The following is a 26,660-nucleotide window of genomic DNA, read 5'->3' as shown; positions in this document are numbered from 1 at the left end:
GCACAACGGGCGTTCTCGTTCCGTAAGGATTGCGCGCCGGTCAGGTCTGGTAGAGCGCCGCCACCTCCAGGGCGGCGGTGCGCAGGGCGGCGCGGACCGCCTCGGGTTCGAGGACCTCGAGCCGGGCGCCCAGGCCGAGGAGGCTGCCGACGGCGTGGTCGACGCCGGTGAACGCCAGCTCCAGGCGCGTGCCCTGGGCGGCGCCGGTCACGTGGCGGCCGAGGACGCGGCGGGCCAGGGCGGCCGCGGCCGGGTCGACCTCGGCGACGACCCGCAGGTCGCGGGGGCGGGACTCGACACCGGAGCGCAGGGTGGTCCACGCCGCGGCCAGGTCGAAGCCGGGCGGGCGGTGGGCCGGGTCGGGCAGTGGCGTGCAGGTCTCGATGCGGGCGACGCGCAGCAGGGCCGGCCCGGCGACGGCCGACTCGGCGGTGGCCGGCCCGGCGGTGGCCGGCCCGGCGGTGGCCGGCCCGGCGGTGACCAGGTACCAGATGCCGGCCTTCGCGACCAGGCCCACCGGGTCGACGGTGCGGGTCGTGCGGCCGCCCTCACTGTCGCGGTACACCAGCCGCAGTTGCCGGCCCCGCAGCAGCGCCTCGTGGATGGCCGGCAGGTGCGGGACCGCCTCACCCGAGCGCATCCACGGGTCGACGTCGACGAGGACGTGGCTGCGGCCGTCGGCCAGGCCGCCGCGCAGGGCCCCGCCGCCGGCCCCGGTCAGCTTCTCCAGGGCGGTGTCGAGGGCGTCGCCCAGGCCCAGGTCCCCGGCCAGCCGGGACTGCCCGACGGCGAGCCCGGCGCCCTCGGCCCGGCTCAGGTGGGCCAGGCCCGTCCGGTACGTGTCGAGGAGCCGGATGCCGCCGTTGCGGCCGCGCTCGGTGTAGACGGGGATGCCCGCGCCGCTGAGCGCCTCGACGTCGCGCAGGACGGTGCGCACCGACACGCCGAGCCGCTCGGCGAGCTCGGGCGCCACCGCCCCGGGCCGGGCCTGGAGCAGCAGGACGAGGGAGAGGAGCCGGTCGCCGCGCATGTCGCACACGGTACCCCCGAAAACATGACAAGAGATGTCTTGTTCACGGGTGCACGCTGGTGGACATGCGGACACCGATCACGGGGCCTTACGACATGGCCCGGCAGAGCGAGTTCTTCGGCGGCTGGGTCCGCCCGGCCGGCGGCGACCCGGGCACGATCGCGATGGCCTTCCCGGTCGAGGGCCGGGACGCCTCGGCCGCGGTCCTGCTCCGGCAGGAGGGTGACACCGTCACCGGCGCGGTGACCGGCCCGCCCGAGGCCTGGGAGCAGGCCCTGGCCACGCTGTCGCTGGACGAGGACGGCAGCGGCTGGGCCGCGGTCGGCGAGCGCGACCCGGTCATCGGGGCCGTGCAGCGCGAGCACGCCTACCTGCGGCCGGTGCTGTTCCACTCGCCCTACGAGGCGGCCTGCGCGTTCGTCATCGGCCACCGCGTGCGGATCACCCAGCAGCGGGCGCTGCGGGCCCGGATCGCGAAGGCGCACGGCGCGGCGGTCGAGGTCGGCGGGCAGGTCCTGCACGCGTTCCCGGCCCCGCCGGTGCTGCGGGCACTGCGCGAGCTGCCGGGCCTGGACGCGGAGAAGATGGTGCGGCTGCACGGGATCGCCGACGCCGCCATCGACGGCCGCCTGGACCGGGCCCGGCTGCGGGGGATGGACGCCGCCGACGCGATCGCCGACGTGCAGCGGCTGCGGGGCGTCGGCGACTTCTTCGCCACCGGGATCGTCCTGCGCGGGGCGGGCCGCGCCGACGCCGTCCCGGCCGAGGGGTTCACGAGGTCCGGGATCCGCCGGTTGTACCGCCTCGACGACGAACCGACCGACGCGCGGATGCACCACATCGCCGAGCCGTGGCGGCCCTACCGGATGTGGTGCTCCGTACTCGTCCACGCCAGCGAACGCAACGCCCAGCGCGCGAGCGCATAGCCGAAAAAGGCCCGGCGGGGAGCGGACGCCGTTGTCCGCTCCCCGCCACCACCCGCACGAGTCAGCGCAGCAGCGACAGCACGTTCTGTGGTGCCTGGTTGGCCTGGGCCAGCATGCTGGTGCCGGCCTGGGTCAGGATCTGTGAGCGGGTGTAGGACACCATCTCCTGCGCCATGTCCGTGTCCCGGATGCGGGACTCGGACGCGGACAGGTTCTCCACCGCGACGTTGAGGTTGTTGATGGTGTGCTCGAACCGGTTCTGGTAGGCACCGAGCGTGGCCCGCGCGGTGGAGACGCCCTTGATGGCCTTGTCGATCGCGTCGATCGCGGCCGTGCCGGAGCTGGTCAGGTCCAGCGAGCCGACGCCGAGGCCGGTCGAGTCGAACCCGGACAGCGCCGAGCCGGAGCCGAACGCCGAGGCGAGGTTGACCGCGATCTGGTCGGACGACGAGCCGTTGGCGCCGACCTGGAACGTGCCCGTGTACGCCGAGGCGCCGCTCTGCAGCAGCTTCTGGCCGCCGAACGCGGTCGTCGAGGCGATCCGGTCGAGCTCGGAGTTGAGCTGCGAGAACTCGGTCTGCGCGGCCGAGCGCGCGTCGGAGTCCTGCGAACCCGTCGACGAGGCCTGCACCGACAGGTCACGCATGCGCTGCAGGATCGAGTGCGTCTCGGTGAGCGCACCTTCAGCGGTCTGCACGACCGAGATGCCGTCCTGCGCGTTGCGCACGGCGACCTTCAGACCGCCGATCTGCGAGCGCAGACCCTCGGAGATGGACAGGCCGGCCGCGTCGTCGGCGGCCCGGTTGATGCGGAAGCCGGACGAGAGCTTCTCGAGCGACTTGCTCATCTGCCCGTCGGTGACCGACAGGTTCCGGTAGGCGTTCTGCGCGGCGATGTTGTTGTTGATGCGAAGACCCATGATGTCCTCCTTGGATCGGGTCAGGGCCGGCGCCCGTCCTTGGTCGCCGTTGCCTGTGCCATCGCCCGCCGCGGCCCCGGCATGAGGGTCCGGCGGCGGAACTGTCCGATCGGATGACAGGCGTTCTTGCTTTCAGGCGGCGAGTACCTCTTCGACGAGGCGCAGCGCCCGCTCGTCCATGCAGCCGCGCAGCGCCCGGTCGGCCGGGGTCGTGGTCCGGTACAGCACCACCGAGCGCGAACCGTCGGCGCTCACCCCGTTGCAGGTCGCCGTCCCCGGGACATCTCCGGGGTGCGACCAGAAGCCGCCCGAGGCGTTCGGCACCCGGAAGGCACCCAGCCCGTACCCGATGCCGGCCCGCACGTCCTGGTAGGTCTCGGCGGGCACGGTCCGGTCGAACTCGGCCAGGCCCGCGGGGTCGAGCAGCTCACCGCGGCGCAGGGCGCGCCAGAAGCGGGTCAGGTCCGCGGTCGTGCTCACCAGGCCCCCGGCCGCGTCCAGTGCGGTCGGGTTGAGCTCGGTGACGTCGAACAGCGGCCCGCCGAGCTGCAGCTGCTGGTAGGCGCGGGCCGAGGAGCGGGGCAGCGCCGGGTGGTCGTACGGGAAGTAGGTGTCGCGCAGCCCGAGCGGCCGGGCGATGCGGTTGCGGACCTGCTCGGCCCACGACCGGCCGGTGACCGCGGCCACGACCAGCCCGGCGGCGACGGCGTTGGTGTTGGCGTAGGACCAGTGCGCCCCCGGCTCGGACCGCGGCCCGTGCGCCAGGCCCAGGGCGACGAGCTCACGCGGCTCGTGGCGGGCGAGGCGGGAGCCGGCGGCGAGGTCCCCGACGTAGTCGGCGAGGCCACTGGTGTGCTGCAGCAGGTGCCGCACGGTGATCCGCGGGTCCGGGAGCAGCCCCGGCACCAGGGTGTCGACCTCGTCGTCGAGGTGCAGGCGGCCTTCGCTCGTCAGTTGCAGTACCACCGCAGCGGTGAACGCACCCGTCGCGCAACCGATCCGGAACCGGCCCGCGGCGGGCATGCCCGCGCCGGCACTCGCGGTGATGTCGCGGCCGTGGGCGTACACCTGCCCCTGCGCCCCGGTGGCGCCGAGCCGGCACAGGTCGTCGAGGGCCTCCCGCAGCGTCCGCCGCAGCGTGTCCGGCATGACGTCCCGCTCCGCGACCAGCCCTCGTCCCCACATGCCATAAGGGTCCGCTCCCGCGCCGCCACTTTCGATACCGCCACCTTCCCGGATCGGGGTATGGCTAGCACTACCATCAGCGGAATGACCTTTCGTGTGGCGGATGCCGCGGACGTGCCGGTGCTCGTCGAGCTGGTGCAGTCGGCGTACCGCGGTGACCGCAGCCGGGCCGGCTGGACCACGGAGGCCGACCTCCTCGAGGGGCAGCGGACCGACCCGGCGATGGTGACGGCCGCCGTGACCGGCCCGGACAGCGTCGTGCTGCTCGCGCTCGACGGTGACGAGACGGTCGCCGCGTGTTGTCACCTGGAGCGGCGCGACGGGTACGCGTACTTCGGCATGTTCGCCGTCGACCCGGGCCGGCAGGGCGGCGGCGTCGGCGCGGGGCTGCTCGCGGAGGCCGAGCGGTTCGCCCGCGACGAGTGGGGCGCGGGCGAGGTGCGGATGACGGTCATCGTGCAGCGGGCCGAGCTGATCGCCTGGTACGAGCGGCGCGGCTACAAGCGCACCGGCGAGCTGAGCCCGTTCCCCTACGGCGACGAGCGCTTCGGCGTGCCGCTGCGCCCCGACCTCGCGTTCGAGATCCTGGTGAAGCCGGTCGCGGTCTGAGCGCCGGGCGCGACGTGAGCGCCGGGCGCGGTCGTCGAGGTCGTCGCTTCGCGGAGCGGATGGGCCCGCCGGAGTTCATCGCCGGGCGGCCCTGAACGCCTCCACCGCGGTTGTCGGCGGTCGCCCGAGCAGCGTTTCGAGATCGTCCGTCTGCCGCTCGAGCCGGCCCGCCTTCGCCAGGCCGTGCAGGAACCCCATCGCCCCGGCCGGCGCCTCCTCGCGGTAGGGGACGCCGATCGCCTCGGCCACGCCCGGGAACGTCCACAGTGGACCGGTCAGGTCGTAGGCGCGGTTGTGGTGGTGCGCTTCGCCGGTCAGGACGGCCGCGGCCGCTTCGGCGAGGTTTGCCCGGGTCGCGGTGTTGAGTGCGCCGCCGCCGGTACCACTGGCCAGGTGGTCGCCGGTCTGGACGAACGCGTCGGTGTAGAACGGGTTGCGCAGGAATGTGTACGCCCGGCCGCCGGCCCGGATCGCCGCCTCGGTCGCCTGGTGGGCGCCGTCCGGCGTCAGGAAGCTCGTGTACACCAGCAGCCGGACGTCCGCGGCCGCCTCGATCACGTTGCGGTGCTGGCCGGTGCGCTTGTCCGCGTCCAGCTCCGGCGACGAGATCAGCAGCAGCCGGTCGACGCCCTGGAGGTCGAGGCTCTGCGGGCGGTCGTAGTCGCCGGTGCGGACGGTCACGCCGCGCGCGGCCAGGTCGGCGACCTTGGCCGGGTCCCGGACGACCGCGATGATCCGCTCGGCCGGGACGAGGTTCAGGAGACGGTTGACGACCAGGCGGCCCAGGGCGCCCGAGGCGCCGGTGACCGCGATCAGCTGATCCGTTGGCACCCGCCAAGATTCACATGCTTGTCAACGGCTTTTATGCTGGGCCCCGTGGCGGTACTGGGGAGAGCTGTCGCGGTCGGGGGAGCGTTCCTGCTGGTCGCGACGATCTGGCTGACGACGGACATCGGTTCGCGGTCGCCATCCGGTCCACTGTGGCCGGTGGGCGAGGCGGCGGCGGTGCTCGTCGCGGTGTACCTGGCGGCGCAGGACCCGGCGAGCGGGCGGATCGTGCGGCTGGTGCGGTTCGCGGCCGTCGCGTCGGCGGTGGCGGCGGTGGTCAGCTGGTTCGCGGCCGACGATCCCGGTGCGGGGCCGTTCTGGCCGGCGATGGTCACCGGGTCGGTGCTGATGACCGCGGGGCTCGTGGTGCTCGGGCTGCCGGCCGCGGCGGCACTGGAGCCGGCGGGGCGGTGGTGGGCGGCCGGGGGAGTGGTCCTCGCGTTCGCGCTGCCGGTCGCGGCCGTCGCCGTGATCGTGCCGGTGCAGCGGGGCGCCGACATCGCGGTCGTGCCGTCGGCGCCGATCGCGTCGTGGACGGCGGGGGAGCACCTCGGGCTGCGGTGGAGCGCCGCGGACCAGGAACTCGACGGGGTGGTCGCCGGGGCCGCGGTGCCCGTCTTCGTGCGGGGCAACGTGCTCACCGGCCTTGATCCGGCGTCGGGCGAGCGGCGGTGGCGGGCCGACTTCCGGTACCCCCGGAACAGTCCTGAGGTGGTCGCCTCCGGGGAGGAACTGGTCGTGCGATGGGAGCGCGGCTCCAGCCGCAGCACGGCCGCGACCGAGCGGCACACGGCCGTGCTGGACGCGCGGACCGGCCGGGTCCGGCTCGACCTCGCCGACGTCCCCGGGCAGCTGGGTGCGATCACGCTGCCCGGGCTGCTCGTGCGCCAGATCTGCCCGGCGCCGAGCGACGGCGGCGAAGCCCACCTGGAGGCCCTCGACCTCACCACCGGAGACAAGGTCTGGAGCGTGGCGACGAAGGCCGCCTGCGAGCGGAGCATCCGGTACGGCGAGTCGCTGCTCGGATACACCGGCGACGCCATCCAGCGCATCGACGGCGGCGGGACGATCCGCTGGACCCACCCGATGGCGGCCGGCGACGGCCTCCTGCGCGACCAGGGCGCCGACGACGCCGTGGTCCTGTTCCACACCCTCGGCTTCACCGTCCTCGACCTCGGCACCGGCGCCGAACGGTGGCGGGACGACCGGCTGCGGCGGGACGAGTTCGCCGGGCTCGGCGATGCGGCGATCGTCGCCGGCTCCAAGACACGGCCGTTCACGCTCACCGCGCGGTCGCTGCGGGACGGCACGACGCTGTGGACCCGGGAGACGGCGTTCGACCCGGAGCAGTTCGGCGACTTCGCGCCGCTGCGGTCGGTGTTCGTCTACGCGGGTGCGGTGACGGTCCTGCACAACCCGAAGCCGGACCGGCCCCGGGAGGGCCGGGCGGCGGCGCGTTTCTCCCTGCGCGACGGCGAGCCGCTTCCGGTCGACACGGTGAGCGGGTCCGGGGCGGTCGCGGACCTCGGTGACGCGCCGAAGTTCGCGGGCGGTCTGTTGTTGACCGGTTCCCGGTCGGCGGGGCCCGGCGTGGTGGCGATCGGCTAGCGCTTCGGCTGTTGCTGCTTTTGCCTTGCGCTTCAGCCGTTGCTGCCTTGCCTTGCCTTGCCTTGCGCTTTGGCTGTTATCGGTTTTTTCGCTTTTGTCGCTTAGGGCCGTTTGGCCGTTGCTCGTTTCTTAGGGCCTTTTGGCTACTGCGCCGAGGACTGAGCGCTGCTCGTGCTCCGGTGGTTCGGCCGGGTCCGGGTGCCAGCTGGTGATGGGCACGATCCCGGGCTCGACCAGTTCGAGGCCGGCGAGGATCGCGGCGACCTGGTCGGGGTTGCGGGTGCGGACCGAGGTCGGGGTGCGGTCGTACAGCTTCGTCACCTGCTCGTGCTCCGAGCCGAGGTCGTCCACGGCCGTGAAGTGCGACAGGGCGACGTAGCTCCCGGGCGCGCAGGCCGCGGCCAGGGTGCGGACCAGCGCCGGCGGGTCGTCCTCGTCGCTGAGGAAGTGCAGGACGGCGACGAGCAGGATCGCGACGGGCTGGTCGAAGTCGATGAGCGCCCGGACCCGCGGGTCGGCCAGGATGCCCTCCGGCCGGCGCAGGTCACCGCCGATCGCGGTGGCGTTGCCGTTCTCGGCCAGGATCGCCTGCCCGTGCGAGACCGCGACATCGTCGACGTCGACGTAGACGACCGTCGCCGCCGGGTCGATCGCCTGCACGACCTCGTGCACGTTCCCGCGCGTCGGGATGCCGGAGCCGATGTCGAGGAACTGCCGGATGCCCTGCCCGGCCAGCCACCGCACCACCCGGCCCAGGAACGCCCGGTTGGTGTGCGCGACCTGCAGGATGCCGGGCCAGGCCGAGATCAGCTGGTCGGCGAACTCCCGGTCGACGGCGAAGTTGTGGTAGCCACCCAGCCCGTAGTCGTACACCCGGGCCGCATTGGGAACGGTCACATCGACGCCGTCCGGCGCCCACTCGGGCAGGCTCACGTGATCGACTGTACCCGCCGATGTAAATATGACGGTCTTGTGGCGATCGGCTTGCGGACTCCGGGGACTGGCCTGCGCTGATTACCGTGGACGGGTGACCGAACCAGTTTCGCCCGCCGCCACCGACGCTCCCCACGTGGAGGGCCCGCCCGCGGGCCTGTGGGAGAAGATGAAGGCGGACCCGGAGTACGCCCCGGAGCACCTGGCGCTGGAGGCGGTCACGAGACTCGGCCCGAAGATGGCCGCGGAGCTGGGCAAGCTGAAGGGCCAGAACCCCGGCGCCCACCCCGACGCCCTGGCCGACATGATCGTCTACCGCTACGTGAACCAGTCCCGCCTCTCCGGCGCGGTCGGCGGCGCCGTCCCGGTGGCGGGCGCGCTCCTCGACGTCGGCGTGCTGGCCTGGACGCAGGCGAGAATGGTCCTGATGCTGGCCGCGAACTTCGGCGTCGACCCCGCCCACCCGGACCGGGCCGTGGACCTTCTGGTGTTGCAGGGCATCCACAAGTACACGCAGACCGCCCGCACCGCTCTGGCCGTCGCGCGGGGCCGGGAGAACGTCAGCGCCCTGCTTCCGCACGAACGCCCCGAGGTTCGCAAGGTCCTGATGCGGCTGGGCCTGAAACTCGCCCAGATGGCGGGCGTGCGGGCGGTCAAGAAGATGGCCGCCAAGGTCATCCCCGGCCTGGCCATCATCCTGGGCAGCGTGACGAACGGCAACGCGACGAGGGCTCTGGGCGGCCGAGCCATCACCATGTACCGCCGCCCGCCGATGCCGCTGCACCACCAGCCGCTGGCCTTCCACCCCCCACGCCAACTCCCGCCGCCCCCGCCCCAAGCCCTCCCACTGGCGCCGCACCAACTCCCGCCGGCACCGTAGTCGCGCACCGGCACCGTTACTCCTGGCTCGCGCCTGCCTTCCGCGGCGGGCAACGTGCGATATGTCGGGCGCTTCGCGCCGCGCTGCGCTCGACACATCGGACTTATCGCCTGACAGGGTATTTAGGCGTTTTGCACGGGTCTTAGGCGTCCGGGGCATGCGCCGCTCGAGCGTGGCTCTGGACAGCGATGCCGCGCGGTGGCCGGGTGACGGTGGAGGGGGTCCGGGGTTCGCGGTCCACCGGCCGCTGCGCCGCCCGCCACCCGGCCCCGCCGATCAGGCGGTGCGGGTCGGGCGCGGGCTCGCCTGACGCTGCTGACCGTTACCGCCGTTGCCGTTGTTGCCCTGTCGCATGAGCGCGGTGTCGGTGATCTCGGTGGCCGTGGCGGTGTCGCCGGCGACGGTACCGACGATCGTCACCGTGTCGCCCGCCTTCACGTCGGCGATCTTGGCGACCCCGTTGTCGACCTTGGTGGCGTCGCTGACGACGAACGTGGTGGCGTGACCGTCCTCGCTCTTGGCGGTGATCGACGTCGCGCTGACCGCGGTGACGGTGCCCGACTGGAGGCGCTCGGTCACGTACTGCCCGTCGCCGCCCTTGACCACGAAGTCGCCGTGCAGCGCTCCGACCAGAGCGTTGGCTCCGCCGCGGCCACCGAACCCCGGACCGAACCCGCCCGGGCCGCCCGGCCCGCCGCCCGGGAACCCTTGGCCGCCCTGGGCGTTCTGACCGTTCTGGTTCTGGCCGTTCTGCGCGCCCGGGCCGCCCTGGCCACCCTGTCCGGCTTGTCCACCGCCGCGCCCGCCCGGGGAGCCCGGCCCGCCGCCCGGTCCGCTGGACTGGCTCGAGTTGCTGTCGCTGGCCGCCTGCGCGACCGCCACCCCGCCGCCGATGACGATGACGGCTGAGACGGCGGCGACGATGCCGAGCTTGAGCCGGGACGACCGCTGCGGGGGCGCGGCAACGGCCGTGGGCGCGCTACTGCCGGCCGGGACGTACGGTGCCTCGGCCGCCCACACCGGCGGTACCTCCGACCCGGGCGGCCCGGACACCGGCTGCGGTCCGGCACTCTCGCCGGCCGGCTGCGGGCCGGCACTCTCGCCGGCCGGTTGCGGCCGGGCATCCTCACTGGCCGGTCGCGGTCCGGCATCCTCGCCGGTCAGGTGCTGTCCGCCATGCTCGCCGGCCAGTTGCGGTCGGGCCGCGGCGGCGGTTTCGGGGGCCGCGCTTGCCTGGGCCGGTGGCGGCGCAGTGGCCTCGGGCGTCGCCGGCCGGTGCGGGCCGGGGGGCGCCTGCGGGTCATCGTGAGCAGAGCTCATCGCGCGTACTCCTCAGCAGATCGGGCGTGTCCACGACGACCGTGCACGCCGCAGCTGTGGCCGCAATCCTGCGGAGCTGCCAAGTCGCTGTGAGTCAGTGGATTGCCGATATTTCGTTACGGTAATTCGATGAGCGAAGTCGTCGACCTGGCCCAGCAATTGATCCGGTACGACACCACGAACGCCAGCGACGACGGTGCGACCGGCGACGAGCGGGCCGCGGCCGAGTTCGTCGCCGAGCGGCTGGCCGACGCCGGTCTGCAGCCGGTGTACGTCGAGTCGGCACCCAGACGCGGCAATGTCGTCGTGCGCCTGCCGGGGGCCGACCCCACCCGCGGCGCGCTGCTCGTGCACGGCCACCTGGACGTCGTGCCGGCGGACGGGTCCGAATGGTCGGTGCCACCATTCGCCGGAGAGATTCGCGGTGGGTACCTCTGGGGCCGCGGCGCCATCGACATGAAGCACATGGTCGCCATGTCCGTGGCCGTCGCCCGGCGGTTCGCCCAGGACGGCATCGTGCCGCCGCGCGACATCGTGTTCGCGTTCCTGGCCGATGAGGAGGCGGGCGGCGGCCACGGGGCCGGCTGGCTGGTCGAGCACCACCGGGACCTCTTCGACGGGGTGACGGAGGCGGTCAGCGAGGTCGGCGGGTTCTCCTACACGGTGCGCGACGACGTACGCGCCTATCTGGTGGAGACGGCCGAGAAGGGTTCGATGTGGCTGCGGCTCAAGGTTCGCGGCACGCCCGGGCACGGCTCGATGATCCACACCGACAATCCGGTCGCGAAGCTGACGAAGGCGTTGGCTCGCCTGGAGGCGCACGAGTTCCCGCTAGTGCTGCACCCGGCCGTGGAGGACTTCCTGGCCGGCGTGGCCGACCTGACCGGCGTCCCCTTCGACCGGGACGACCCGGAGGCGGCGGTGGCCCGTCTGGGCTCCCTGTCCCGGCTGATCGGCGCGACCCTCCGCGACACCGCCAACACCACGATCCTGAGGGCCGGCAGCAAGGGCAACGTCGTCCCGTCGACCGCGGAGGCCACGGTGGACGGCCGGATGCTCCCGGGCCGCGAACGTGCCTTCGAACGCGAACTGGCCCAGATACTCGGACCCGACGTCGAGCTCGCCTGGGACCAGCTGCCCCCGGTGACGACCACGTTCGACGGCCACCTGGTCGACGCGATGGCGGCCGCGATCGAGGCGGAGGACCCGGGCGCCCGCCTCCTGCCCTACATGCTCTCGGCCGGCACCGACGCCAAGTCCTTCCAGCGCCTGGGCATCCGCCACTTCGGCTTCGCCCCGCTGCGCCTGCCGGCGGAACTGGACTTCACGTCCCTGTTCCACGGCATCGACGAACGCGTCCCCCTTGACGCCCTCGAGTTCGGCGAACGCGTCCTGACCCGCCTCCTGCGCACCTGCTGACCGCCCGCCCCGTGAGCCCCCGCTCATCAGCCCCGGCCGGTCCAGCGCGACGCGCGGGCATACATCACCGCTGCTCGTCTCGTGGTGTCGCACGGGCGACGGCGGTGCCCGGTCGGTTGCGCCGACCGAGGAGCCGTCGAGCGTCAGACGCGGAAGGAGAGGCGGGTGGTACCGATGACGATCTCGTCGCCCGGGTGGAGCAGGACGGTCGCCTCGACGCGGCGGCCGTTGACCACTGAGCCGTTGGCTGAACCCAGGTCGGTGAACATGGCCCGGTGGCCGTCGTAGTCGACGCGGGCGTGCTGGCGGGAGGCGCCCACGTCGGCCACGCGTAGGGAGGCCTGCTCGCCGCGGCCGATGATGGTGGCGCCCTCCGTGAGGCGGTAGTTCTGGCCGTCCTCGGTCACCAGGCGCACGCCGGTGCCTTCACCCGGTGCCACCTCGCCGCCCGTGTACACCTGAGCCGAGACCCGGAACAGGCCGGTCGCCAGATCGTCGCCCCGAGTGATCTCGACCACGATGTCGCCGTAGACGGCCCAGCCCTGCTCGCCGACGTACTCGGCCTGCGACTGGGCGAGCTCCTGCGCCAGGGCGGCGGCGAACGGGGCCAGGCGGGAGTGGTCGGCGGGGGCGAGCGCGATCAGGTAGCGGTTCGGCACCAGGATCCGGCCGCCCGTCATCTGGGACTGGTTGGCCTGGGCCTCGCCTTGCATGGCGTTGAGGATCTCGACCGGGTGCACGACGCCCTTGAACACCTTGGCGAAGGTGCCCTCGACCATGCCTTCCAGCCGCTTCTCGAACCGCTGCAGCGCGCCCAACTCGTCCCCCTCAAACGCATTCCTCCACGCACGTTCCGGCAGAAACTGTGTATCACGCCGGTGGTAGCGCCGCAGTCGTGACCTTGACGCTCCGCCCGGGCGTGACCCACATCATGGCCGGGCGCGCCAGCAGAGCCCCGAGCGTGATCACCGCCGTGATCACCGCCCAGCCCGCGCCGGTGCCGTGCATAGCCCGGAGCGTCGACACGGTCGGACCGAACATGTTCCGCGGCCCGTACGACTATCCGCGCCGCCCCCACGTAATCATCCCGAGCACCGGCCGGTGGACGCAGTCACGCTCCGTTGATGGGCGTGGCTGTCCGCTCATGCCGTCGGTGTGCACCGACAAGGCGCCGCTGATTTCGTGCTCGAACGATTCGGCGCCCGGCGCGGTGTACCCGGCGCGGGCCATCGGGACGCTGTGGGAGGGCCTCGGGCGGCGGCCCGGAGTGACGCGCACGCGAATGCCCTGGCCGGGGTGCTGTGGCCGGCGCGGTGCGGCTGCTGGAACTGCTTCAAGCTCCGGGTACCACGTCCGATCTGGCCCATCGGACCGGTTTGTCGGTTGGTGCGGTCGGCCAGCGGCTCGGCCTGCTCTTCGACACCCGGCTGATCGACCGCAACCGGCCGGGGCGATCCGTGTACTACCTGGTCACGGACCTGGGCCGGGTGCTGCTCGACGGCGGGCAGTGACGGCAACCGGGGCGGGCGGTGACGGAAATCCGCGAGAAACGGACCGGTCCGCCCGAACTGCAACCATCCGCTGTCCCGAATCCGTCTTCAGGGACGAAACACGGACGCACACTTCGGGGGGATATTGTGGCCCGCCGGGGAACAGATGGTGCCGGGGAGTGGTATGGCGAAGAAGCGTGGGAAGAAAGACCCGTTGTGGGCGCGACTGTCCCTCGTGGGCGGGGCGTTACTGCTGCTCATCAGCGGAGGCACCCTCGTCGGTGGCAATCTGTTGCTGAACCACTACAGCGACCAGATCACCCATGAGGGCGGCCTCGGTGACGCGGCGGCGACCGGTGCGACCATCGACGGGCCGATCAACCTGCTCCTCGTCGGGATCGACGAGCGCGTCAACAAGGAGGAGATGGGCGCCCGGGCCGACTCGATCATCGTCGCGCACGTGCCCGCCTCCCATGACGCGCTGTATCTGATGTCGATCCCGCGTGACACGAGGGTCGGCATTCCGGCGAGCAAGGGCACCGGCTACAACGGCGGCACCGACAAGATCAACGCCGCGTTCCAGTTCGGCTACCAGAACGGCGGCGGCCGCGACAACGGCCTGAAGCTGCTCGCCGAGACGGTCAGCGGCCTGGCCGGCAGCGCGCTGAAGTTCAACGGCGCCGCGATCGTCAACTTCGACGGGTTCAGCGGCCTGGTCAACGCCCTCGACGGCGTCGACATGTGCGTCGACGAGAAGGTCACGTCGATCCACACCGGCTGGAACACGAAGACCAACGTCGAAGGCGTGCCCTACAACTTCAACACCGACGGCATCCCGACCAGCCTCAAGCCCAACATGCGCCCGATGGTCTACGAGGTCGGCTGCCGCCACTTCGCCGCCTGGGAGGCCCTCGACTACGTGCGGCAGCGCGACAAACTGGCCAACAACGACGGCGACTACGGCCGCCAGCGCCACCAGCAGCAGTTCATCAAGGCGATGGCCAAGAAGGCGACGAGCGCCGGTGTCATCTCCAACCCGATCAAGGTCAACGAGGTCCTGGGCCAGGTCGGCAAGGCGGTGTCGTTCTACAACAACAACGTCTCCCTGGCCGACTGGATCTTCACGCTGAAGGGCGTCAACCCGGAGCAGATGATCACGCTGCGGACGAACAACGGCCAGTACTCGACCGAGATCATCAATGGGCAGTCGTTCGAGGTTCTCGATCAGACGGCCAAGGATCTCCTCAAGGCCTACAGCACCGACGCCGTCGGCCCGTTCGTGACCGCCCATCCGGAGCTGCTCGCCAACGACGCGGCCACCCCGGCCGCCTCCTCGTCGACGAAGTAACGCCAGAGGGCCCAGTGGCCCCAGGCCTAGCCAGCCGCTGCGGCAATACAACGGCAACGGCAACGGCAAGCAAGCGGTAATCGGCGGGGCAACGGCAACGGCAACGCGCGGCAGCGGCGAACGGCAATCGGCGGCAACGCGAGGCGGCGGCGAGCGGCGGGGCGGCAACGCGAACCACCACCGCCCAGCTCGCGCAGGCCGGCCGAGGCGAGTGGCGGGCAGCGGCAACCGGCGGCAACGCGAAGCGATCGGCGAGCAGCGGCAACTGGCGGCAACACGAGGCAACGGCGAGCGGCAAACGGCGGGAAAACGGCAACCCCACGCGGCAACGTGAGGCAACGGCAACGGCAAGCGGCAACCTAACGGCAGGCGCCGAGGAAAACGGCAAACGCGGACGGCAACAGCAGCCCCGCTCGGCACGAGCGGGGCTGCCGTGTGTTTGCGCTCCGTAACCAATTCCTGTAATACCTATCTCATCAGTGGGGAATAATTCTGCCGGAGTGTTGACGGAAAAATTCGTGGCCGCCTACCGTGTCGGTGTGTCCGTTCAGGGAGTCCATGCGCTGGTCAGGCGCACGCACGAGGCCCGCGTCCTGCGCGTGCTGCGTGAGCACGGCGCCCTGAGCCGGGGCCAGATCGCCAGTAAGGTCGGCCTGTCCCGGACGACCCTGTCGGAGATCACCGGTGACCTGCTGTCCAGGGGCGCGGTCGTCGTGGTCGACACCGACGCCGCCCGCCGGGCCGGCTCCGGCCGCCCGGCCGAGCTGCTCACCCTCGACCCGAGCTCCGGGCAGTTCCTCGGCGTCGACCTCGGCCACACCCGGGTCCGCATCGCCGTCGCCGACGCCGCGCACGACATCATCGCCGCCGGCCACGCCACCTACCCGGCCGAGTCAGCCTGGGACGAGCGCCTCGACGCCGCGTTCGCGCTCATCGACCGCACCGCCACCCGCACCGGCGTGAGCTTCCGCGCCTTGCAGGGTGTCGGTGTCGGTGTACACGGGCCCCGACCGGCGGTTCCGGAGCTCGCGATGCCGTTCGCGGAGCGGTTCGCGGCCCCGGTCGTCGTCGACAACAACACCCGCTTCGCCGCCCTGGCCGAAGCCATGACCGACGGCCCCGACGTGCACGACGTGCTCTACATCCGCCTCTCCGACGGCATCGGCGGCGGCCTGGTCGTCGGCGGCCGGCTCGTCGCCGGGGCGGGTGGTGTCGCCGGCGAGTTCGGGCATGTGACCGCCCAGCCCGGCGGCGATGCGTGCCGGTGCGGCAAGTCGGGCTGCCTGGAGACGGTCGCTTCGGTGCCGGCTGTGCTCTCAGGCTGTACCAATGCAGGCTTGAACATCGACACGATCGAGGACCTCGAGGCCGCGTTGACCCGCGGCGATCCGGTCGCCGAGGCTGTCGTCGAACGGGCCGCCGCCGCCGTGGGCCGGGTCGTGGCCGCCGCCGCGCTCGTGCTCGACCCGGCACAGATCGTCATCGGCGGACGGCTGCCACAGTGCGCGCCCGCGCTCGTCCGCCGCGTCGAGGAGATCCTCGCCGGCGAGCTGTGTCCCGTCGGCGGGGCCCGGCCGGCGATCCGGGCCGCCCGCCTCGGCGACGACGACGGTGCCCGCGGCGCCATCGCCGCCCTGTTCCGCCAGTCCCCGCTGCTGGACGGCTACCCCGACCCCGTCCGCTGACCACATGCCGTTACTGGACGGCTACCCGACCCGTCGCTGACCACACGCCGTTGCCGGACAGCAACCGCGACCCAGTCCGCCGACCACACCGCCGTTGCCGGACAGCAACCCCGACCCAGTCCGCCGACCACACCGCCGTTGCCGGACGGCAACCATGACGACCCGCATAGGAGTTCGATGAGCGCAGTCAATGCGCCACGATATCGCCGTGCCCTGCTCACAGCCGTGAACGTGGCGTCGGCCGCGGCCGGCCTGGGCCTGTGGTGGCTCTGGTCGGCCACCGCCGAGAACGTGCCGACGCCGGTCGAGGTCGCGAAGCGGATGGGTGAGCTGTTCGCCGACGGCACCCTCGGGGCCGACATCCTGGCCAGCCTCCAGCGGGTGCTGATCGGCTTCGCGCTCGGTGTTGCCGTCGCGATTCCGGTCGGTTTCCTGATGGGCTGGTACGCCCTCGCCCGCGCCGTCTTCGAACCGTGGGTGCAGTTCTTCCGGACCGTCCCGCCCCTCGCGCTCATCCCGCTCGTCGTGGTCCTGCTCGGCATCGGCGAGGAACCGAAGATCTTCGTCATCTACGTCGCCGCGTTCCTGTCCTGCGTCATCGCGACGTTCCAGGGTGTCGTCGACGTCGACAAGACGCTCATCAACGCCGCCCGCGTCCTCGGCGCCCCGACCCGGACCATCTTCGCCCGGGTGGTCGTGCCGGCGTCGATGCCGTACATCCTCGTCGGCATGCGCGTCGGCCTCGGCGCCGCGTGGGGGACCCTGGTCGCCGCCGAGCTGGTCGCGGCGCAGGAGGGCCTCGGGTACCGCATGCAGAACGCCCAGATCTACGTCGACCGGCCCACCATCTTCGCCGCGCTCATCTGCATCGGCGTCCTCGGCCTGCTCATGGACCGGGTCCTGCTGCTGGTCGAACGCCGGGCCACGAGCTGGCAGGAGCGCCGATGAGCGAGGACATCCGCCGGGCCGCGATCGGGCGGGAGCGCCCGGTGAGCAAGGACATCCGCCGGGCGACGAGTGGGCGGGAGCGCCCGATGGGCAAGGACATGCGCCCGGTCACGAGCGGGCGGGAGCGCCCGGTGAGCAAGGACATGCGCCGGGCGACGAGTTGGCAGGAGCGCCCGATGGGCAAGGACATCCGCCCGGTCACGAGCGGGCGGGAGCACCGATGAGCAAGGAAATCTCGATCCGCGGCGTCGGCAAGGTTTTCCCGCTCAAGGACCGCGAGTTCACCGCCCTCGGCAACGTTTCCCTGGAAGTTGCCGCCAGCGAGTTCGTCGCCATCGTCGGCCCGTCCGGCTGCGGCAAGAGCACGCTGCTCAATATCGTCGCCGGCCTCGAGCACGCGACCAGCGGCGCGGCGCTCGTCGGTGGGGCGCCGGTCACCGGCCCCGGCCCGGACCGCGGCGTCATCTTCCAACAGTTCGCATTGTTCCCGTGGCTGAGCGTGCGCAAGAACGTCGAGTTCGGGCTGCGCACCGCCGGCGTACCCCGGGCGCAGCGGCGGGCCCGGGCCGAGCACTTCATCGACCTCGTCGGGCTGAGCGCGTTCGCCGACGCCCTGCCGAAAACGTTGTCCGGCGGCATGAAACAGCGCTGCGCGATCGCCCGTGCTTACGCCGTAGATCCACAAATCCTGCTCATGGACGAGCCGTTCGGCGCCCTGGACTCGCTGACCCGGGTCCGCCTGCAGGAGCAGCTGCTGCAGACGTGGAGCCAGGAGCAACGGACCGTCATGTTCATCACCCACGACGTCGACGAGGCCGTGTTCCTCGCCAACCGCGTCGTCGTCATGGCCGCCGACCCCGGCCGCATCGTGCAGATCGTCGATGTCGCACTGCCCTATCCCCGCACCGAGGACGTCTCGGCCCCGACTTCGCGGCCCTGCGCAACCGCGTCTGGAGTGCGGTACACCATCAGGAAGGACTCCCCTCATGATCTCCCGCCGTTCGTTCATGGGCCTCGTGGCCGGCACCGCCGTGGCAACGCTCGCCGCCTGCGGCGACGACAAGGACAACGACAAAGGCACTGCATCCGGGGGTACTGCCAAAGTCACATTCGGTTACATCGGCGACTACAACGGCAGCAGCCTGCCCGCGATCGCGAACAAGCTGAAGCTCTGGGAGAAGCACGGCCTGGAAGCCACGCTGAAGGTGTTCACGACGGGCCCGGTGCAGATCCAGGCGATGCAGACCGGCGACCTCGACTTCGGCTACATCGGGCCCGGTGCGTTCTGGCTGCCCGCCTCCGGCCAGGCGAAGATCATCGCGATCAACACCCTCGGCGGCGCCGACCGGGTCATCGCCCAGCCCGGCATCACCTCCATCGAGCAGCTGCGCGGCAAGAAGGTCGGCGTCCCCGAGGGCACATCCGGTGACATGATCCTCACCCTGGCCCTGCAGGCGGCCGGGATGACGAACAAGGACATCCAGCGCACCCCGATGGACGCCGCCACCCTGGCCTCGGCGTTCTCGGCCAAGCAGATCGACGGCGCCGGATTCTGGTACCCGGCGATCGCCACGATCAAGAAGTCGGTCCCGAACCTGGTCGAGATCGCCAACGACGACACGTTCAAGGACAAGGTCCAGTTCCCGAACGCGTACGTCGCCGGCAACAAAGCCGTCAACGAGAAGCCCGACGTCGTCAAGAAGGTCGTCCAGGTACTGCGCGAGGCCACCGACTACCGGGCCGCGCACCGCGACGAGGTCATCGCCGCCGTCGCGGAGCTGACGAAACAGCCCGCCGACGCGGTCAAGGCCGACGCCGACCTCAACAAGGCGATGACCACGCAAGAGCTCGACGCGCAGACCACCGACGGCACGGTCGGCAAATGGCTCGACGCGATGGGCGAGTTTTTCCTCAGCGCCGGGAAACTCAAGGAAAAAGCCGACCCGAAGTCGTACTACCTGGGCGAGCAGTGGACGGCCGCCAAGTGAGTCCCCGCAACATCCTGTTCCTCATGACCGACCAGCACCGGGTGGACACGCTCGGCGCCTACGGCAATCCGCTCGCGCGGACCCCGGTGCTGGACGAGCTCGCCCGCACCGGGACCCGGTTCGACCGCTGGTACACCCCGACCGCCATCTGCACCCCGGCCCGGGCCAGCCTGCTCACCGGCCAGGCCCCGTTCCGGCACAAGCTCCTGGCCAACCAGGAGCGCAACGTCGGCTACTCCGAGGACCTGCCCGAGGGCACGTGGACGTTCCCGCAGGCATTGCGCTCCCACGGCTACAACTGCGGCCTGGTCGGCAAATGGCACGCCGGCACCGTGAAGACCCCGGCGGATTACGGACTCGACGGCGTCCATTTGCCGGGCTGGCACAATCCCGTCGACCACCCGGATTATCTGCAATACCTGGACGAGCGGGGCCTGCCACCGTACGAGATCTCCGACCGCATCCGCGGCACCCTCCCCAACGGCCAGCCCGGCAACCTCCTCGCCGCCCGCCTGCACCAGCCGGTCGAGGCCACCTTCGAGCATTACCTGGCCACACGGACGATCGAAATGCTGCGGGGGTACTCCGAGCAGGACCGGCCGTTCTTCCTGGCGCTGCATTTCTTCGGCCCGCACCTGCCCTACATCGTCCCGCCGGAGTACTTCGACCTCATCGACCCCGAGACCGTCGAACTGCCGCGCTCGATCGCCGAGACCTTCCACGGCAAGCCGCCGGTGCAGCGCAACTACAGCAAGCACTGGACGTTCGACACGATGCCGATCGAGGTGACCCGCAAGCTCATCGCCGTCTACTGGGGCTACGTCACCCTGATCGACGAGCAACTGGGCCGAGTCCTGGCCGCACTGCGGGAGCTGGGCCGGGCCGACGACACGTCGGTGTTCTTCACCTGCGACCACGGCGAGTTCACCGGCGCGCACCGCCTGCACGACAAGGGCCCGGCGATGTACGAGGACATCTACCGCACCCCCGGCCTGATCCGCGTCCCCGGCGCCCCGCAGGGCCAGGTCCGCCAAGAGTTCGTGAGCCTGACCGACTGCACCGCGACGATCCTGGATCTGGCCGGCATCCCCACCGACCCCATCTCCGCCAACGCGCCGGCGGCCGGCATCTCCGTCGACGCTCCCGCAGCCGCCATCTCCGCCAACGCTCAAGCGGCCGCCGTCTCGGTTGACGTGCCCGTTGCCGGCGTGTCCGTCGACGCTCCCGCATCCGCCATCTCCGCCGACGCCTCCGCGGCCGCCATCTCGACCAACGCCTCCGCGGCCGCCATCTCGACCAACGCCTCCGCAGCCGCCATCTTGACCAACGCCCAAGCGGCCGGCATCTCCGCCGACGCCTCCGCCATCTCGACCAACGCCCAAGCAGCCGCCATATCTGCCGACGCCTCCGCAGCCGCCATTTCTGCCAACACCCCTGTAGCCGTCGACTCCCGCTCGTTGCTCCCCCTAATCCGAGGCGAGTCCCCGGAGTGGTCTCCGGACATAGTCGCGGAGTTCCACGGCCACCACTTCCCATACCCGCAACGCATGCTGCGCACCGACCGCTACAAACTGGTAGTCAACCCGGACTCGATCAACGAGCTCTACGACCTGACCCGAGACCCCGACGAATTACTGAACATTTACGAACTGCCAGAAACAATTGCAATCCGCTCAACAATGCTCCGCCGCCTGTACACACTCCTCCGCGACCGCGGCGACAACTTCCACCACTGGATGGCGTCGATGTACGACGTAGGTTCCCTGAATCACGACCCGACCCTCAGCGGCCTGGACGAGTCAACCTACGCCAGCAATGCCTGACGCCATGCCATCAATGCCCCGTGACCGGCGGCCGGACATCGTCATGATCCTTACCGATGACCATGCGGCGCACGCGATCGGTGCGTACGGGTCGGTGCTCAACAGCACGCCGCGGATCGACGAGATCGGGGAGTTGGGCTGGCGGTTCGACAACTGCTTCGCCACGAACTCGCTGTGTTCGCCGTCGCGCGCTTCGATCCTGACCGGCACGTACAGTCACATCAACGGGGTCACGACCCTGGTGACGCCGATCGACGCATCGCAGCCGACGTTCGTGTCGTTGCTGAAGGAGGCCGGCTATCGCACGGCGATGGTCGGTAAGTGGCACATGGGCGACGGTCCGGGTCACGATCCGCAGCACTTCGACTACTGGGACGTGTTCATCGAGCAGGGGGAGTACCACAATCCTCGGCTGTTGAGTCAGGACGGGCTGCGCACCGTCCCCGGGTACGCGACCGACATCGTCACCGACCTGGCCCTCGACTGGATGTCCTCGGTGTCCGATGAGGATGGTCCGGTGTGTGTGCTGATTTACCACAAAGCACCCCATCGGCCCTGGGAACCGCCGTTGCCGTCGTCGCCGTCTTCTTCGTCGTCCTCGCCGTTGCCGCCCCCGTCGTCCTCGCCGTTGCCGCCCCCGTCGTCCTCGCCGTTGCCGCCGCCGTCGCCGTTGCCGTCGCCGTCGTCATCCCCGTCGTCGTCACCGTCTTCTTCGCCGTCGCCGTCGCCGTCGCCGTTGCCGTCGCCGTTGCCGTCGCCGTCGCCGTCGTCATCCCCGTCGTCGTCACCGTCTTCTTCGCCGTCGCCGTCGCCGTCGCCGTCGCCGTCGTTGCCGCCGTCGTCGTCACCGTCTTCTTCGTGGTTGCCGTCGCCGTCGTCTCCGTTGCCGTCGTTGCCGTCCCCGTCCTCGTTGCCGTTGTCTTCGTCTGCTTACGGCGGTGTGCCTGTGCCGGGGACGTTTTTTGACGATTACGCCTCGCGATCGTCGTCGGCTCGGCGGGCGGCTATGCGGATCGCTGAGCATCTCAGTCGGGAGGACCTGAAGATCGATCCGCCGGCGGGGTTGTCGTACGAGGATGAGGCGCTGTGGAAGTACCAGCGGTTCATGGAGGACTACCTCGCCTGTGTGGCGTCCGTCGACGCGAACGTTGGGCGGGTGATCGACTGGCTGCGGGAGCGGGGGCGGTTGGCTGACACGCTGCTCATGTACGGGTCCGACCAGGGGTTCTTCCTCGGTGAGCACGGGTGGTTCGACAAGCGGTTCATGTACGAGGAGTCGCTGCGGATGCCGCTGCTCCTGTCGTACCCGCGGCGGCTCCCCGGCGGGCGGGTGTTCACCGACATCGTCACCAACGTCGACTGGGCGCAGACGATCCTCGACGCGGCCGGGGTCGGGCACCATCCTCGGATGCAGGGGCGCAGCTTCTGGCCAGATCTCCTCGGCTCGGACGCGGCCGCCCCACCGGCGGTCGGGATGTATTACCGGTATTGGGAGCATGACGACGTGTTCCACAAAGCCCCGGCGCATTACGGGTATCGCACGGCGGATTACAAACTCATTTACTTCTACAATGACGGGCTGGGGCTGCCTGGGACGGGCGCGTTCACGTACCCGCCAGAGTGGGAGCTGTATGATCTTGTCAACGATCCTTCGGAGACGAGGAACGTCTACAACGAACCTTCGTATCGTGCGGTGCGTGACGAGTTGACGGCAGCGATGTGGCGTGAGCAGGCCCGCCTCGGCGACACTCCGCACCCGTCGCAGCCCCGCCCGGCCGGAGTCTGACGATGCCGGCTAGCTGCAAGGCCTCACTCGGCGACCGCGAATCGACTCTCATGACCGCGGACACGGACCAGCTCGGGTCCTACGGTGGACGGCGGGGGAGTTCGCGAGATCGAGCGGGTCGTCGTGCCCGCGCATCCGTTGTAGACGGCGGGGGAGTTCGCGTGGGCGGGCGGGTCCTCGTGTTTCCGCATCCGTCGCGGGCCTGCTCGGCGGGGGTGTGACGGTGTCGGCTTGTTGCGGGGCCTCGTTCGGTGATCGGGAGTCGGCGCCGGCGGCTGTCGGCGGTGGGGGAGTGCACGAGATCGAGCAGGTCGTCGTGCCCGTGCAGACGTTCGCTATGGGCGACGCGCACGGGGACGGCGCGCGGCCGGACGGCGAACAGCCGGTACACCCGGTGCGGCTCGAGGCTTTCAGCATCGACGCGACAACCGTGACCGTGGCCGACTTCGCCCGGTTCGTTGATGCGACCGGGTATCGGACCGAGGCCGAGACGTTCGGGTACTCGGCCGTGTTCCACCTGTTTCTGCGGGCCGCGCCCGACGACGTCCTCGGGCGGGCGCCGCAGACGCCCTGGTGGCTCGGGGTTCGCGGAGCCGACTGGGCGCACCCGTTCGGGCCGCTGTCCTCAGTGGACGGTGCGGTCGACCATCCCGTCGTGCACGTCTCGTGGAACGACGCCCAGGCCTACTGCACGTGGGCCGGTCGCCGGCTGCCGACCGAGGCCGAGTGGGAGTGCGCTGCTCGCGGCGGCCTTTCCGGCCTGCGCTACCCGTGGGGCGACGCGTTGCCGGGCGATGCGTGGGCCTGCAACATCTGGCAAGGAAAGTTTCCGGCAACGAATACCGCGGCGGACGGGTTCCTGGCCACGGCGCCGGTCCGCAGCTTCCAGCCGAACGCTTACGGGCTGTGGCAGCCGGTCGGCAACGTGTGGGAGTGGTGCGCGGACTGGTTCGACGCGGGGTACTACGGACGGTCGGCAATGGATAATCCACGCGGGCCGTCGACGGGTAATGCCAGGGTTCTGCGCGGCGGGTCGTACCTGTGTCACGACTCCTATTGCAATCGGTACCGCAATGCCGCCCGCTCCTCGAATACCCCCGACTCGTCGATGGGCAACGCCGGGTTTCGCACCGTGGCATGATGCCGGACATGCCCGATCGCTTCCTCGCGCACCTGCCCGTCGGTGAGCCGCCCGTCCCGTTCGAGGGTGGCATCCCGGGCTGGGAGATCTTCCCGTTCGACGGCGACCTGCACATCAAAACCCTTGAGCCCGCGGTGGTACCGGAGCCGCCGCGCAACGGTGAGCAGGGCGCCGACGACTGCTCCATGTGCCGCGACCCGCTCCGCCACGCCATCTGGTCCGACGACCGCTGGATCCTGCGCCACGCCGGCGACGCCTCCGCCATCCCGGCCGTGGTCCTGCTCTCCCCGCGGGCCCACCACGACTTCGACGACCTGCCCGCCGACCTCGGGGCCGAACTGTTCCCGCTGATGCAGCGCGTCGAACGGGCCATCCTCGGCCTGGGCGGCGTCGCCCGCGTGCACATCTCGAAGGTCGGCGACGGGGCCCGGCACCTGCACTGGTGGTTCACCGGGCGGCCCGAGGGGCTGCTGCAGCTGCGCGGCTCGTGCCTGATGCTGTGGGACGACATTCTGCCGAAGCAGCCGGAGTCGCAGTGGCGGGCCGCTCTGCGTGAGGTCGCTGCAACCCTGGCTGCCGACGGCGGCGTGGTGCATTAGCGGTTCGCGGGCGGTGCGGCGGTGGCGGGTCGTTCTGCGTGAGGTTTGCCGGGCCCTGGCTGTGGGCGGTGGCGTCGTGCATCAGCCGTCCGCGGGTGGAGCCGTGGTGGGCCGTTCTGCGCGGAATCGCTGCGGACTGCGCGGCGGTGGCGGGTCGTTTGCGTGCTGTCGCCCGGGCGTGCCTGGGGCGGTGGGGCCGTGCACCGCTTCTTCGTCGAACGCCGGGTGCTGTGCTGGCTCGGCGCCGTCTACGGGTGGTGCCGTGGTGGCGGCCGTTCTGCGCGAGGTCGCTGAGGCCCTGGCCGCGGGCGGCGGTGTTGTGGACTCGCCGTCCGCGGCCGGAGCTGAGTCAGTACCCCCAACGGTTCTTCAAATGGCGCCACCAGTCCCGCAGCATCCACTTGTCGAACTCGGTGATCTGCGTCGCCGAGCCCGCCTTCATGATGAAGCAGCACTGGCCCGTCGGGGTCCAGTCGTAGAAGTCGTCCAGGCCGAAACTGTGGCCCATCTCGTGGAGCAGGATGTGGACATTGTCGGCGTCGAGATTGCTGACGTAATACTCGCTGCCGATGCGCTGGCCCCAGTCACCGCCCGCGCCGCCACCGAAGCCCGACGTGAGCCACAGTGACATGTCGTAATGGTGCGACGCCCCGCCCGGGCAGTTCGGGTAGTTGCCGCTCTGGTTGAAGAACCGCCCGCACGGCTCGCCGCACTGGGGCGCGTTCTCACGGATGTTGTTGACATAGATGTCGACCGAGGTGTCCGTCCACTGGAGCTGCGCGCGGTCGCGCACCGCCCAGCCGACGACCTTGACCGGCACCGTCGCGTACGGCCAGCCGTTGTGGCCGACCATGACGTCGACCCATTTCTTGAACTGCCGTTGCAGCGTCGCCTGGATCTTGTCCCGCTGCGCCGCCGTCACCGACGCGCTCGAGTCCCAGCGGACGCAGTAGTTGATGCTGCCGCCGGTGGCGAAGATCTGGTCCCACGCGTAGTTACGGAAGCCGTACAGGTTGTTGTACGTCTGCTCCTGGTGGGTCCATACCTCGCTCAGGGGCTGGACGAGGTTCGACGGCGGGTTCCAGCCCGACGGCGGCGGGGTGGTGGTGCCGATCGCCGAGGCGTAGGCGCGCACCTCGAGCAGGCCGACCGAACCCGCGCCGCTCTGCAGCACGACCCGCAGGCGCGTGGTGCTGACCTGGTTGAAGTTCACCGCGTTGTACTGGTTGACGGCGACCGGGTAGCTGCTCACCCCGGACACGTCGGCATAGGCGGAGCCGGTCCAGTACTGCAGCCGCCACGACGCGGGGACGCGCACGCCACCGTTGTCGTCGAAGAAGTACACATCGGCGGATTTCAGGGTTTGTGCACTTGACCAGGTGAGCAGCGCCCACTGCTCGCCCGTGTTGGGCCAGGTGCCCCAGCGGCGGTTGACGGTGTCGTTGGACGTGGACGGGTCGATGCCGTCGTTGACCGCGGCGACGCTCTCCCACGAGGACGTGTACGACGCGGTCGCGGTCGCCGAGCGGGCCAGGTTGTCGCTCTGCCCCGGCGCGGCCTGCGCGACCCCCGCCGTGCCGAGCACCACCGCCAGCGCGGCGATGACGACGGCGACTTTTCGCATGACGTCACTCCTTTCGAAAAGGTTTTCGGGGACACTGGCAGCGTTGCTGGTGATTGTCAATCGTCAATGTGTGCTGCTGGGTGGAGGTGCTGTGGGTGTGTGAACGTTTCATCGGGCCGAAAAGGTTTCGGCAAATTTCGGCACGTTGCCGGACGGCGGTCGCGGTGTCGAGCCCGGGATTGCGGCCGGTGTCTTGCCGGTTTCCGGCGAGGTTGGCTCGGATTCCGGCTCGGGGCGGCCCGTTTCCGGCTCGGAGGCGACCTGGTTCCGGCTCGGTGTCGGGCTTGGTTTCCGCAATGCCGGCTTGGTTTCCGGCGGTGACCTACCTGGTTTCCGGCCGATGTCTCGCCTGGTTTCCGCGGTGCCGGCCCGGTTTCCGGCTCGATCGCCGGCTCGGTGTCGGCTTGGTCTGCGGCGTCGGGCCGGTCTCCGGTGGGGGAGGTTCGGGTTTCCGGCGGGTCGGTTCGGGTTTCCGATCGGTCGGGTCCGGTTTCCGGTGGGGTCGGGCTCGGTGGATTTGATGTTGCATTCCGTGGCCTTGCGTTGAGCCGCGTTGGAAGCTGTTCCCGCA

General features: G+C 70.7%; 24 protein-coding genes and 1 pseudogene. 16 read left to right on the top strand and 9 right to left on the bottom strand.

Going from position 1 to position 26,660, the window contains the following annotated elements; genetic code table 11:
- Positions 1–40: 40 nt before the first annotated feature.
- The gene (locus tag ACIA8L_RS10210) at positions 41–1,030 is read right to left on the bottom strand and encodes a helix-turn-helix transcriptional regulator (protein WP_395902606.1); all 990 of its coding nucleotides are present in this window, start codon (positions 1,028–1,030) and stop codon (positions 41–43) included.
- Between the two features lie 65 nt (positions 1,031–1,095).
- Between ACIA8L_RS10210 and ACIA8L_RS10205 the strand changes: the two genes are divergently transcribed.
- The gene (locus tag ACIA8L_RS10205) at positions 1,096–1,956 is read left to right on the top strand and encodes a DNA-3-methyladenine glycosylase family protein (protein ID WP_395902604.1); all 861 of its coding nucleotides are present in this window, start codon (positions 1,096–1,098) and stop codon (positions 1,954–1,956) included.
- A 61-nt stretch (positions 1,957–2,017) separates the two neighbouring features.
- Here ACIA8L_RS10205 and ACIA8L_RS10200 read toward each other — a convergent pair whose 3' ends face one another.
- Together ACIA8L_RS10200 and ACIA8L_RS10195 are read right to left on the bottom strand one after the other, a co-directional pair.
- The gene (locus ACIA8L_RS10200; protein WP_395902602.1) at positions 2,018–2,875 is read right to left on the bottom strand and encodes a flagellin; all 858 of its coding nucleotides are present in this window, start codon (positions 2,873–2,875) and stop codon (positions 2,018–2,020) included.
- Positions 2,876–3,007: 132 nt separating this feature from the next.
- Positions 3,008–4,060 (bottom strand): serine hydrolase domain-containing protein, encoded by a 1,053-nt coding sequence (locus tag ACIA8L_RS10195; protein ID WP_395902600.1) that lies wholly within the window; start codon positions 4,058–4,060, stop codon positions 3,008–3,010.
- Positions 4,061–4,144: 84 nt separating this feature from the next.
- Here ACIA8L_RS10195 and ACIA8L_RS10190 point away from each other — a divergent pair, with 84 nt between their 5' ends.
- Complete coding sequence (locus tag ACIA8L_RS10190; protein ID WP_395902598.1) at positions 4,145–4,669, top strand: GNAT family N-acetyltransferase; 525 nt, start codon at positions 4,145–4,147, stop codon at positions 4,667–4,669.
- Positions 4,670–4,744: 75 nt separating this feature from the next.
- On the opposite strand, the gene ACIA8L_RS10185 is transcribed toward ACIA8L_RS10190, so the two are convergent.
- Positions 4,745–5,500, bottom strand: a complete 756-nt coding sequence (locus ACIA8L_RS10185) for an NAD(P)H-binding protein (protein WP_395902597.1) — start codon at positions 5,498–5,500, stop codon at positions 4,745–4,747.
- Between the two features lie 45 nt (positions 5,501–5,545).
- Between ACIA8L_RS10185 and ACIA8L_RS10180 the strand changes: the two genes are divergently transcribed.
- A complete protein-coding gene (locus ACIA8L_RS10180; protein WP_395902595.1) occupies positions 5,546–7,105 on the top strand; it encodes a PQQ-binding-like beta-propeller repeat protein in 1,560 nt (519 codons plus the stop codon).
- Between the two features lie 129 nt (positions 7,106–7,234).
- Here ACIA8L_RS10180 and ACIA8L_RS10175 read toward each other — a convergent pair whose 3' ends face one another.
- Positions 7,235–8,038 carry an SAM-dependent methyltransferase gene (locus ACIA8L_RS10175; RefSeq protein ID WP_395902593.1) on the bottom strand — a complete coding sequence of 268 codons (804 nt, stop codon included), beginning with the start codon at positions 8,036–8,038 and terminating at the stop codon, positions 7,235–7,237.
- A 94-nt stretch (positions 8,039–8,132) separates the two neighbouring features.
- On the opposite strand from ACIA8L_RS10175, the gene ACIA8L_RS10170 reads away from it, so the two are divergent.
- Entirely contained in the window at positions 8,133–8,918 is a 786-nt protein-coding gene (locus ACIA8L_RS10170) for an EcsC family protein (protein WP_395902591.1), read from the top strand.
- Positions 8,919–9,194: 276 nt separating this feature from the next.
- Here ACIA8L_RS10170 and ACIA8L_RS10165 read toward each other — a convergent pair whose 3' ends face one another.
- Positions 9,195–10,238 (bottom strand): hypothetical protein, encoded by a 1,044-nt coding sequence (locus ACIA8L_RS10165; protein ID WP_395902589.1) that lies wholly within the window; start codon positions 10,236–10,238, stop codon positions 9,195–9,197.
- Between the two features lie 129 nt (positions 10,239–10,367).
- Here ACIA8L_RS10165 and ACIA8L_RS10160 point away from each other — a divergent pair, with 129 nt between their 5' ends.
- The gene (locus ACIA8L_RS10160; RefSeq protein ID WP_395902587.1) at positions 10,368–11,657 is read left to right on the top strand and encodes a M20/M25/M40 family metallo-hydrolase; all 1,290 of its coding nucleotides are present in this window, start codon (positions 10,368–10,370) and stop codon (positions 11,655–11,657) included.
- 143 nt (positions 11,658–11,800) lie between these two features.
- On the opposite strand, the gene ACIA8L_RS10155 is transcribed toward ACIA8L_RS10160, so the two are convergent.
- Positions 11,801–12,475, bottom strand: coding sequence for an FhaA domain-containing protein (locus ACIA8L_RS10155; RefSeq protein WP_395902585.1), 675 nt, complete (start codon positions 12,473–12,475; stop codon positions 11,801–11,803).
- A gap of 52 nt (positions 12,476–12,527) precedes the next feature.
- Positions 12,528–12,683, bottom strand: a complete 156-nt coding sequence (locus ACIA8L_RS10150) for a hypothetical protein (protein ID WP_395902583.1) — start codon at positions 12,681–12,683, stop codon at positions 12,528–12,530.
- A gap of 275 nt (positions 12,684–12,958) precedes the next feature.
- Between ACIA8L_RS10150 and ACIA8L_RS10145 the strand changes: the two genes are divergently transcribed.
- From ACIA8L_RS10145 to ACIA8L_RS10095, 11 genes and pseudogenes are all read left to right on the top strand, one after another.
- The gene (locus ACIA8L_RS10145; protein ID WP_395902581.1) at positions 12,959–13,168 is read left to right on the top strand and encodes a winged helix-turn-helix domain-containing protein; all 210 of its coding nucleotides are present in this window, start codon (positions 12,959–12,961) and stop codon (positions 13,166–13,168) included.
- A gap of 163 nt (positions 13,169–13,331) precedes the next feature.
- Positions 13,332–14,495, top strand: a complete 1,164-nt coding sequence (locus ACIA8L_RS10140) for an LCP family protein (RefSeq protein WP_395902580.1) — start codon at positions 13,332–13,334, stop codon at positions 14,493–14,495.
- 539 nt (positions 14,496–15,034) lie between these two features.
- A complete protein-coding gene (locus tag ACIA8L_RS10135) occupies positions 15,035–16,180 on the top strand; it encodes an ROK family transcriptional regulator (protein ID WP_395902578.1) in 1,146 nt (381 codons plus the stop codon).
- A 225-nt stretch (positions 16,181–16,405) separates the two neighbouring features.
- Entirely contained in the window at positions 16,406–17,128 is a 723-nt protein-coding gene (locus ACIA8L_RS10130; protein ID WP_395902576.1) for an ABC transporter permease, read from the top strand.
- Positions 17,125–17,352, top strand: coding sequence for a hypothetical protein (locus tag ACIA8L_RS10125; RefSeq protein WP_395902574.1), 228 nt, complete (start codon positions 17,125–17,127; stop codon positions 17,350–17,352). Before ACIA8L_RS10130 ends, ACIA8L_RS10125 begins: the two co-directional genes overlap by 4 nt.
- Positions 17,349–17,777, top strand: a pseudogene (locus ACIA8L_RS10120) (ABC transporter ATP-binding protein); the annotation flags it as partial. The gene ACIA8L_RS10125 and the pseudogene ACIA8L_RS10120, both read left to right, overlap by 4 nt.
- 337 nt (positions 17,778–18,114) lie before the next feature.
- Complete coding sequence (locus tag ACIA8L_RS10115; protein WP_395902572.1) at positions 18,115–19,116, top strand: aliphatic sulfonate ABC transporter substrate-binding protein; 1,002 nt, start codon at positions 18,115–18,117, stop codon at positions 19,114–19,116.
- A complete protein-coding gene (locus ACIA8L_RS10110; protein ID WP_395902570.1) occupies positions 19,011–20,939 on the top strand; it encodes a sulfatase-like hydrolase/transferase in 1,929 nt (642 codons plus the stop codon). Before ACIA8L_RS10115 ends, ACIA8L_RS10110 begins: the two co-directional genes overlap by 106 nt.
- Complete coding sequence (locus ACIA8L_RS10105; RefSeq protein ID WP_395902568.1) at positions 20,932–22,725, top strand: sulfatase; 1,794 nt, start codon at positions 20,932–20,934, stop codon at positions 22,723–22,725. The genes ACIA8L_RS10110 and ACIA8L_RS10105 overlap by 8 nt, the downstream gene beginning before the upstream one ends.
- Positions 22,726–23,017: 292 nt before the next feature.
- Positions 23,018–23,866, top strand: a complete 849-nt coding sequence (locus tag ACIA8L_RS10100; protein ID WP_395902567.1) for a formylglycine-generating enzyme family protein — start codon at positions 23,018–23,020, stop codon at positions 23,864–23,866.
- Between the two features lie 8 nt (positions 23,867–23,874).
- Positions 23,875–24,465 (top strand): hypothetical protein, encoded by a 591-nt coding sequence (locus tag ACIA8L_RS10095; RefSeq protein WP_395902565.1) that lies wholly within the window; start codon positions 23,875–23,877, stop codon positions 24,463–24,465.
- A 349-nt stretch (positions 24,466–24,814) separates the two neighbouring features.
- Here ACIA8L_RS10095 and ACIA8L_RS10090 read toward each other — a convergent pair whose 3' ends face one another.
- The gene (locus ACIA8L_RS10090; RefSeq protein ID WP_395902563.1) at positions 24,815–26,089 is read right to left on the bottom strand and encodes a cellulose-binding protein; all 1,275 of its coding nucleotides are present in this window, start codon (positions 26,087–26,089) and stop codon (positions 24,815–24,817) included.
- Positions 26,090–26,660: the final 571 nt, after the last annotated feature.

This window comes from Dactylosporangium sp. NPDC051541 (genome assembly GCF_044454505.1).
GTDB lineage: Bacteria > Actinomycetota > Actinomycetes > Mycobacteriales > Micromonosporaceae > Dactylosporangium.
Note: the sequence above shows the minus strand (reverse complement) of the source record. Positions and strands in the feature narration are given on the sequence as shown.

Excerpts from the sequence above, each read along its gene's own strand:
- ACIA8L_RS10090 (WP_395902563.1), bottom strand. The coding sequence starts at position 26,089 with ATGCGAAAAGTCGCCGTCGTCATCGCCGCGCTGGCGGTGGTGCTCGGC.
- ACIA8L_RS10205 (WP_395902604.1), top strand. The coding sequence starts at position 1,096 with ATGCGGACACCGATCACGGGGCCTTACGACATGGCCCGGCAGAGCGAG.
- ACIA8L_RS10195 (WP_395902600.1), bottom strand. The coding sequence starts at position 4,060 with ATGTGGGGACGAGGGCTGGTCGCGGAGCGGGACGTCATGCCGGACACG.
- ACIA8L_RS10105 (WP_395902568.1), top strand. The coding sequence starts at position 20,932 with ATGCCTGACGCCATGCCATCAATGCCCCGTGACCGGCGGCCGGACATC.
- ACIA8L_RS10115 (WP_395902572.1), top strand. The coding sequence starts at position 18,115 with ATGATCTCCCGCCGTTCGTTCATGGGCCTCGTGGCCGGCACCGCCGTG.
- ACIA8L_RS10165 (WP_395902589.1), bottom strand. The coding sequence starts at position 10,238 with ATGAGCTCTGCTCACGATGACCCGCAGGCGCCCCCCGGCCCGCACCGG.
- ACIA8L_RS10140 (WP_395902580.1), top strand. The coding sequence starts at position 13,332 with ATGGCGAAGAAGCGTGGGAAGAAAGACCCGTTGTGGGCGCGACTGTCC.
- ACIA8L_RS10095 (WP_395902565.1), top strand. The coding sequence starts at position 23,875 with ATGCCCGATCGCTTCCTCGCGCACCTGCCCGTCGGTGAGCCGCCCGTC.
- ACIA8L_RS10210 (WP_395902606.1), bottom strand. The coding sequence starts at position 1,030 with ATGCGCGGCGACCGGCTCCTCTCCCTCGTCCTGCTGCTCCAGGCCCGG.
- ACIA8L_RS10125 (WP_395902574.1), top strand. The coding sequence starts at position 17,125 with ATGAGCGAGGACATCCGCCGGGCCGCGATCGGGCGGGAGCGCCCGGTG.
- ACIA8L_RS10110 (WP_395902570.1), top strand. The coding sequence starts at position 19,011 with ATGGCTCGACGCGATGGGCGAGTTTTTCCTCAGCGCCGGGAAACTCAA.
- ACIA8L_RS10190 (WP_395902598.1), top strand. The coding sequence starts at position 4,145 with ATGACCTTTCGTGTGGCGGATGCCGCGGACGTGCCGGTGCTCGTCGAG.
- ACIA8L_RS10200 (WP_395902602.1), bottom strand. The coding sequence starts at position 2,875 with ATGGGTCTTCGCATCAACAACAACATCGCCGCGCAGAACGCCTACCGG.
- ACIA8L_RS10160 (WP_395902587.1), top strand. The coding sequence starts at position 10,368 with ATGAGCGAAGTCGTCGACCTGGCCCAGCAATTGATCCGGTACGACACC.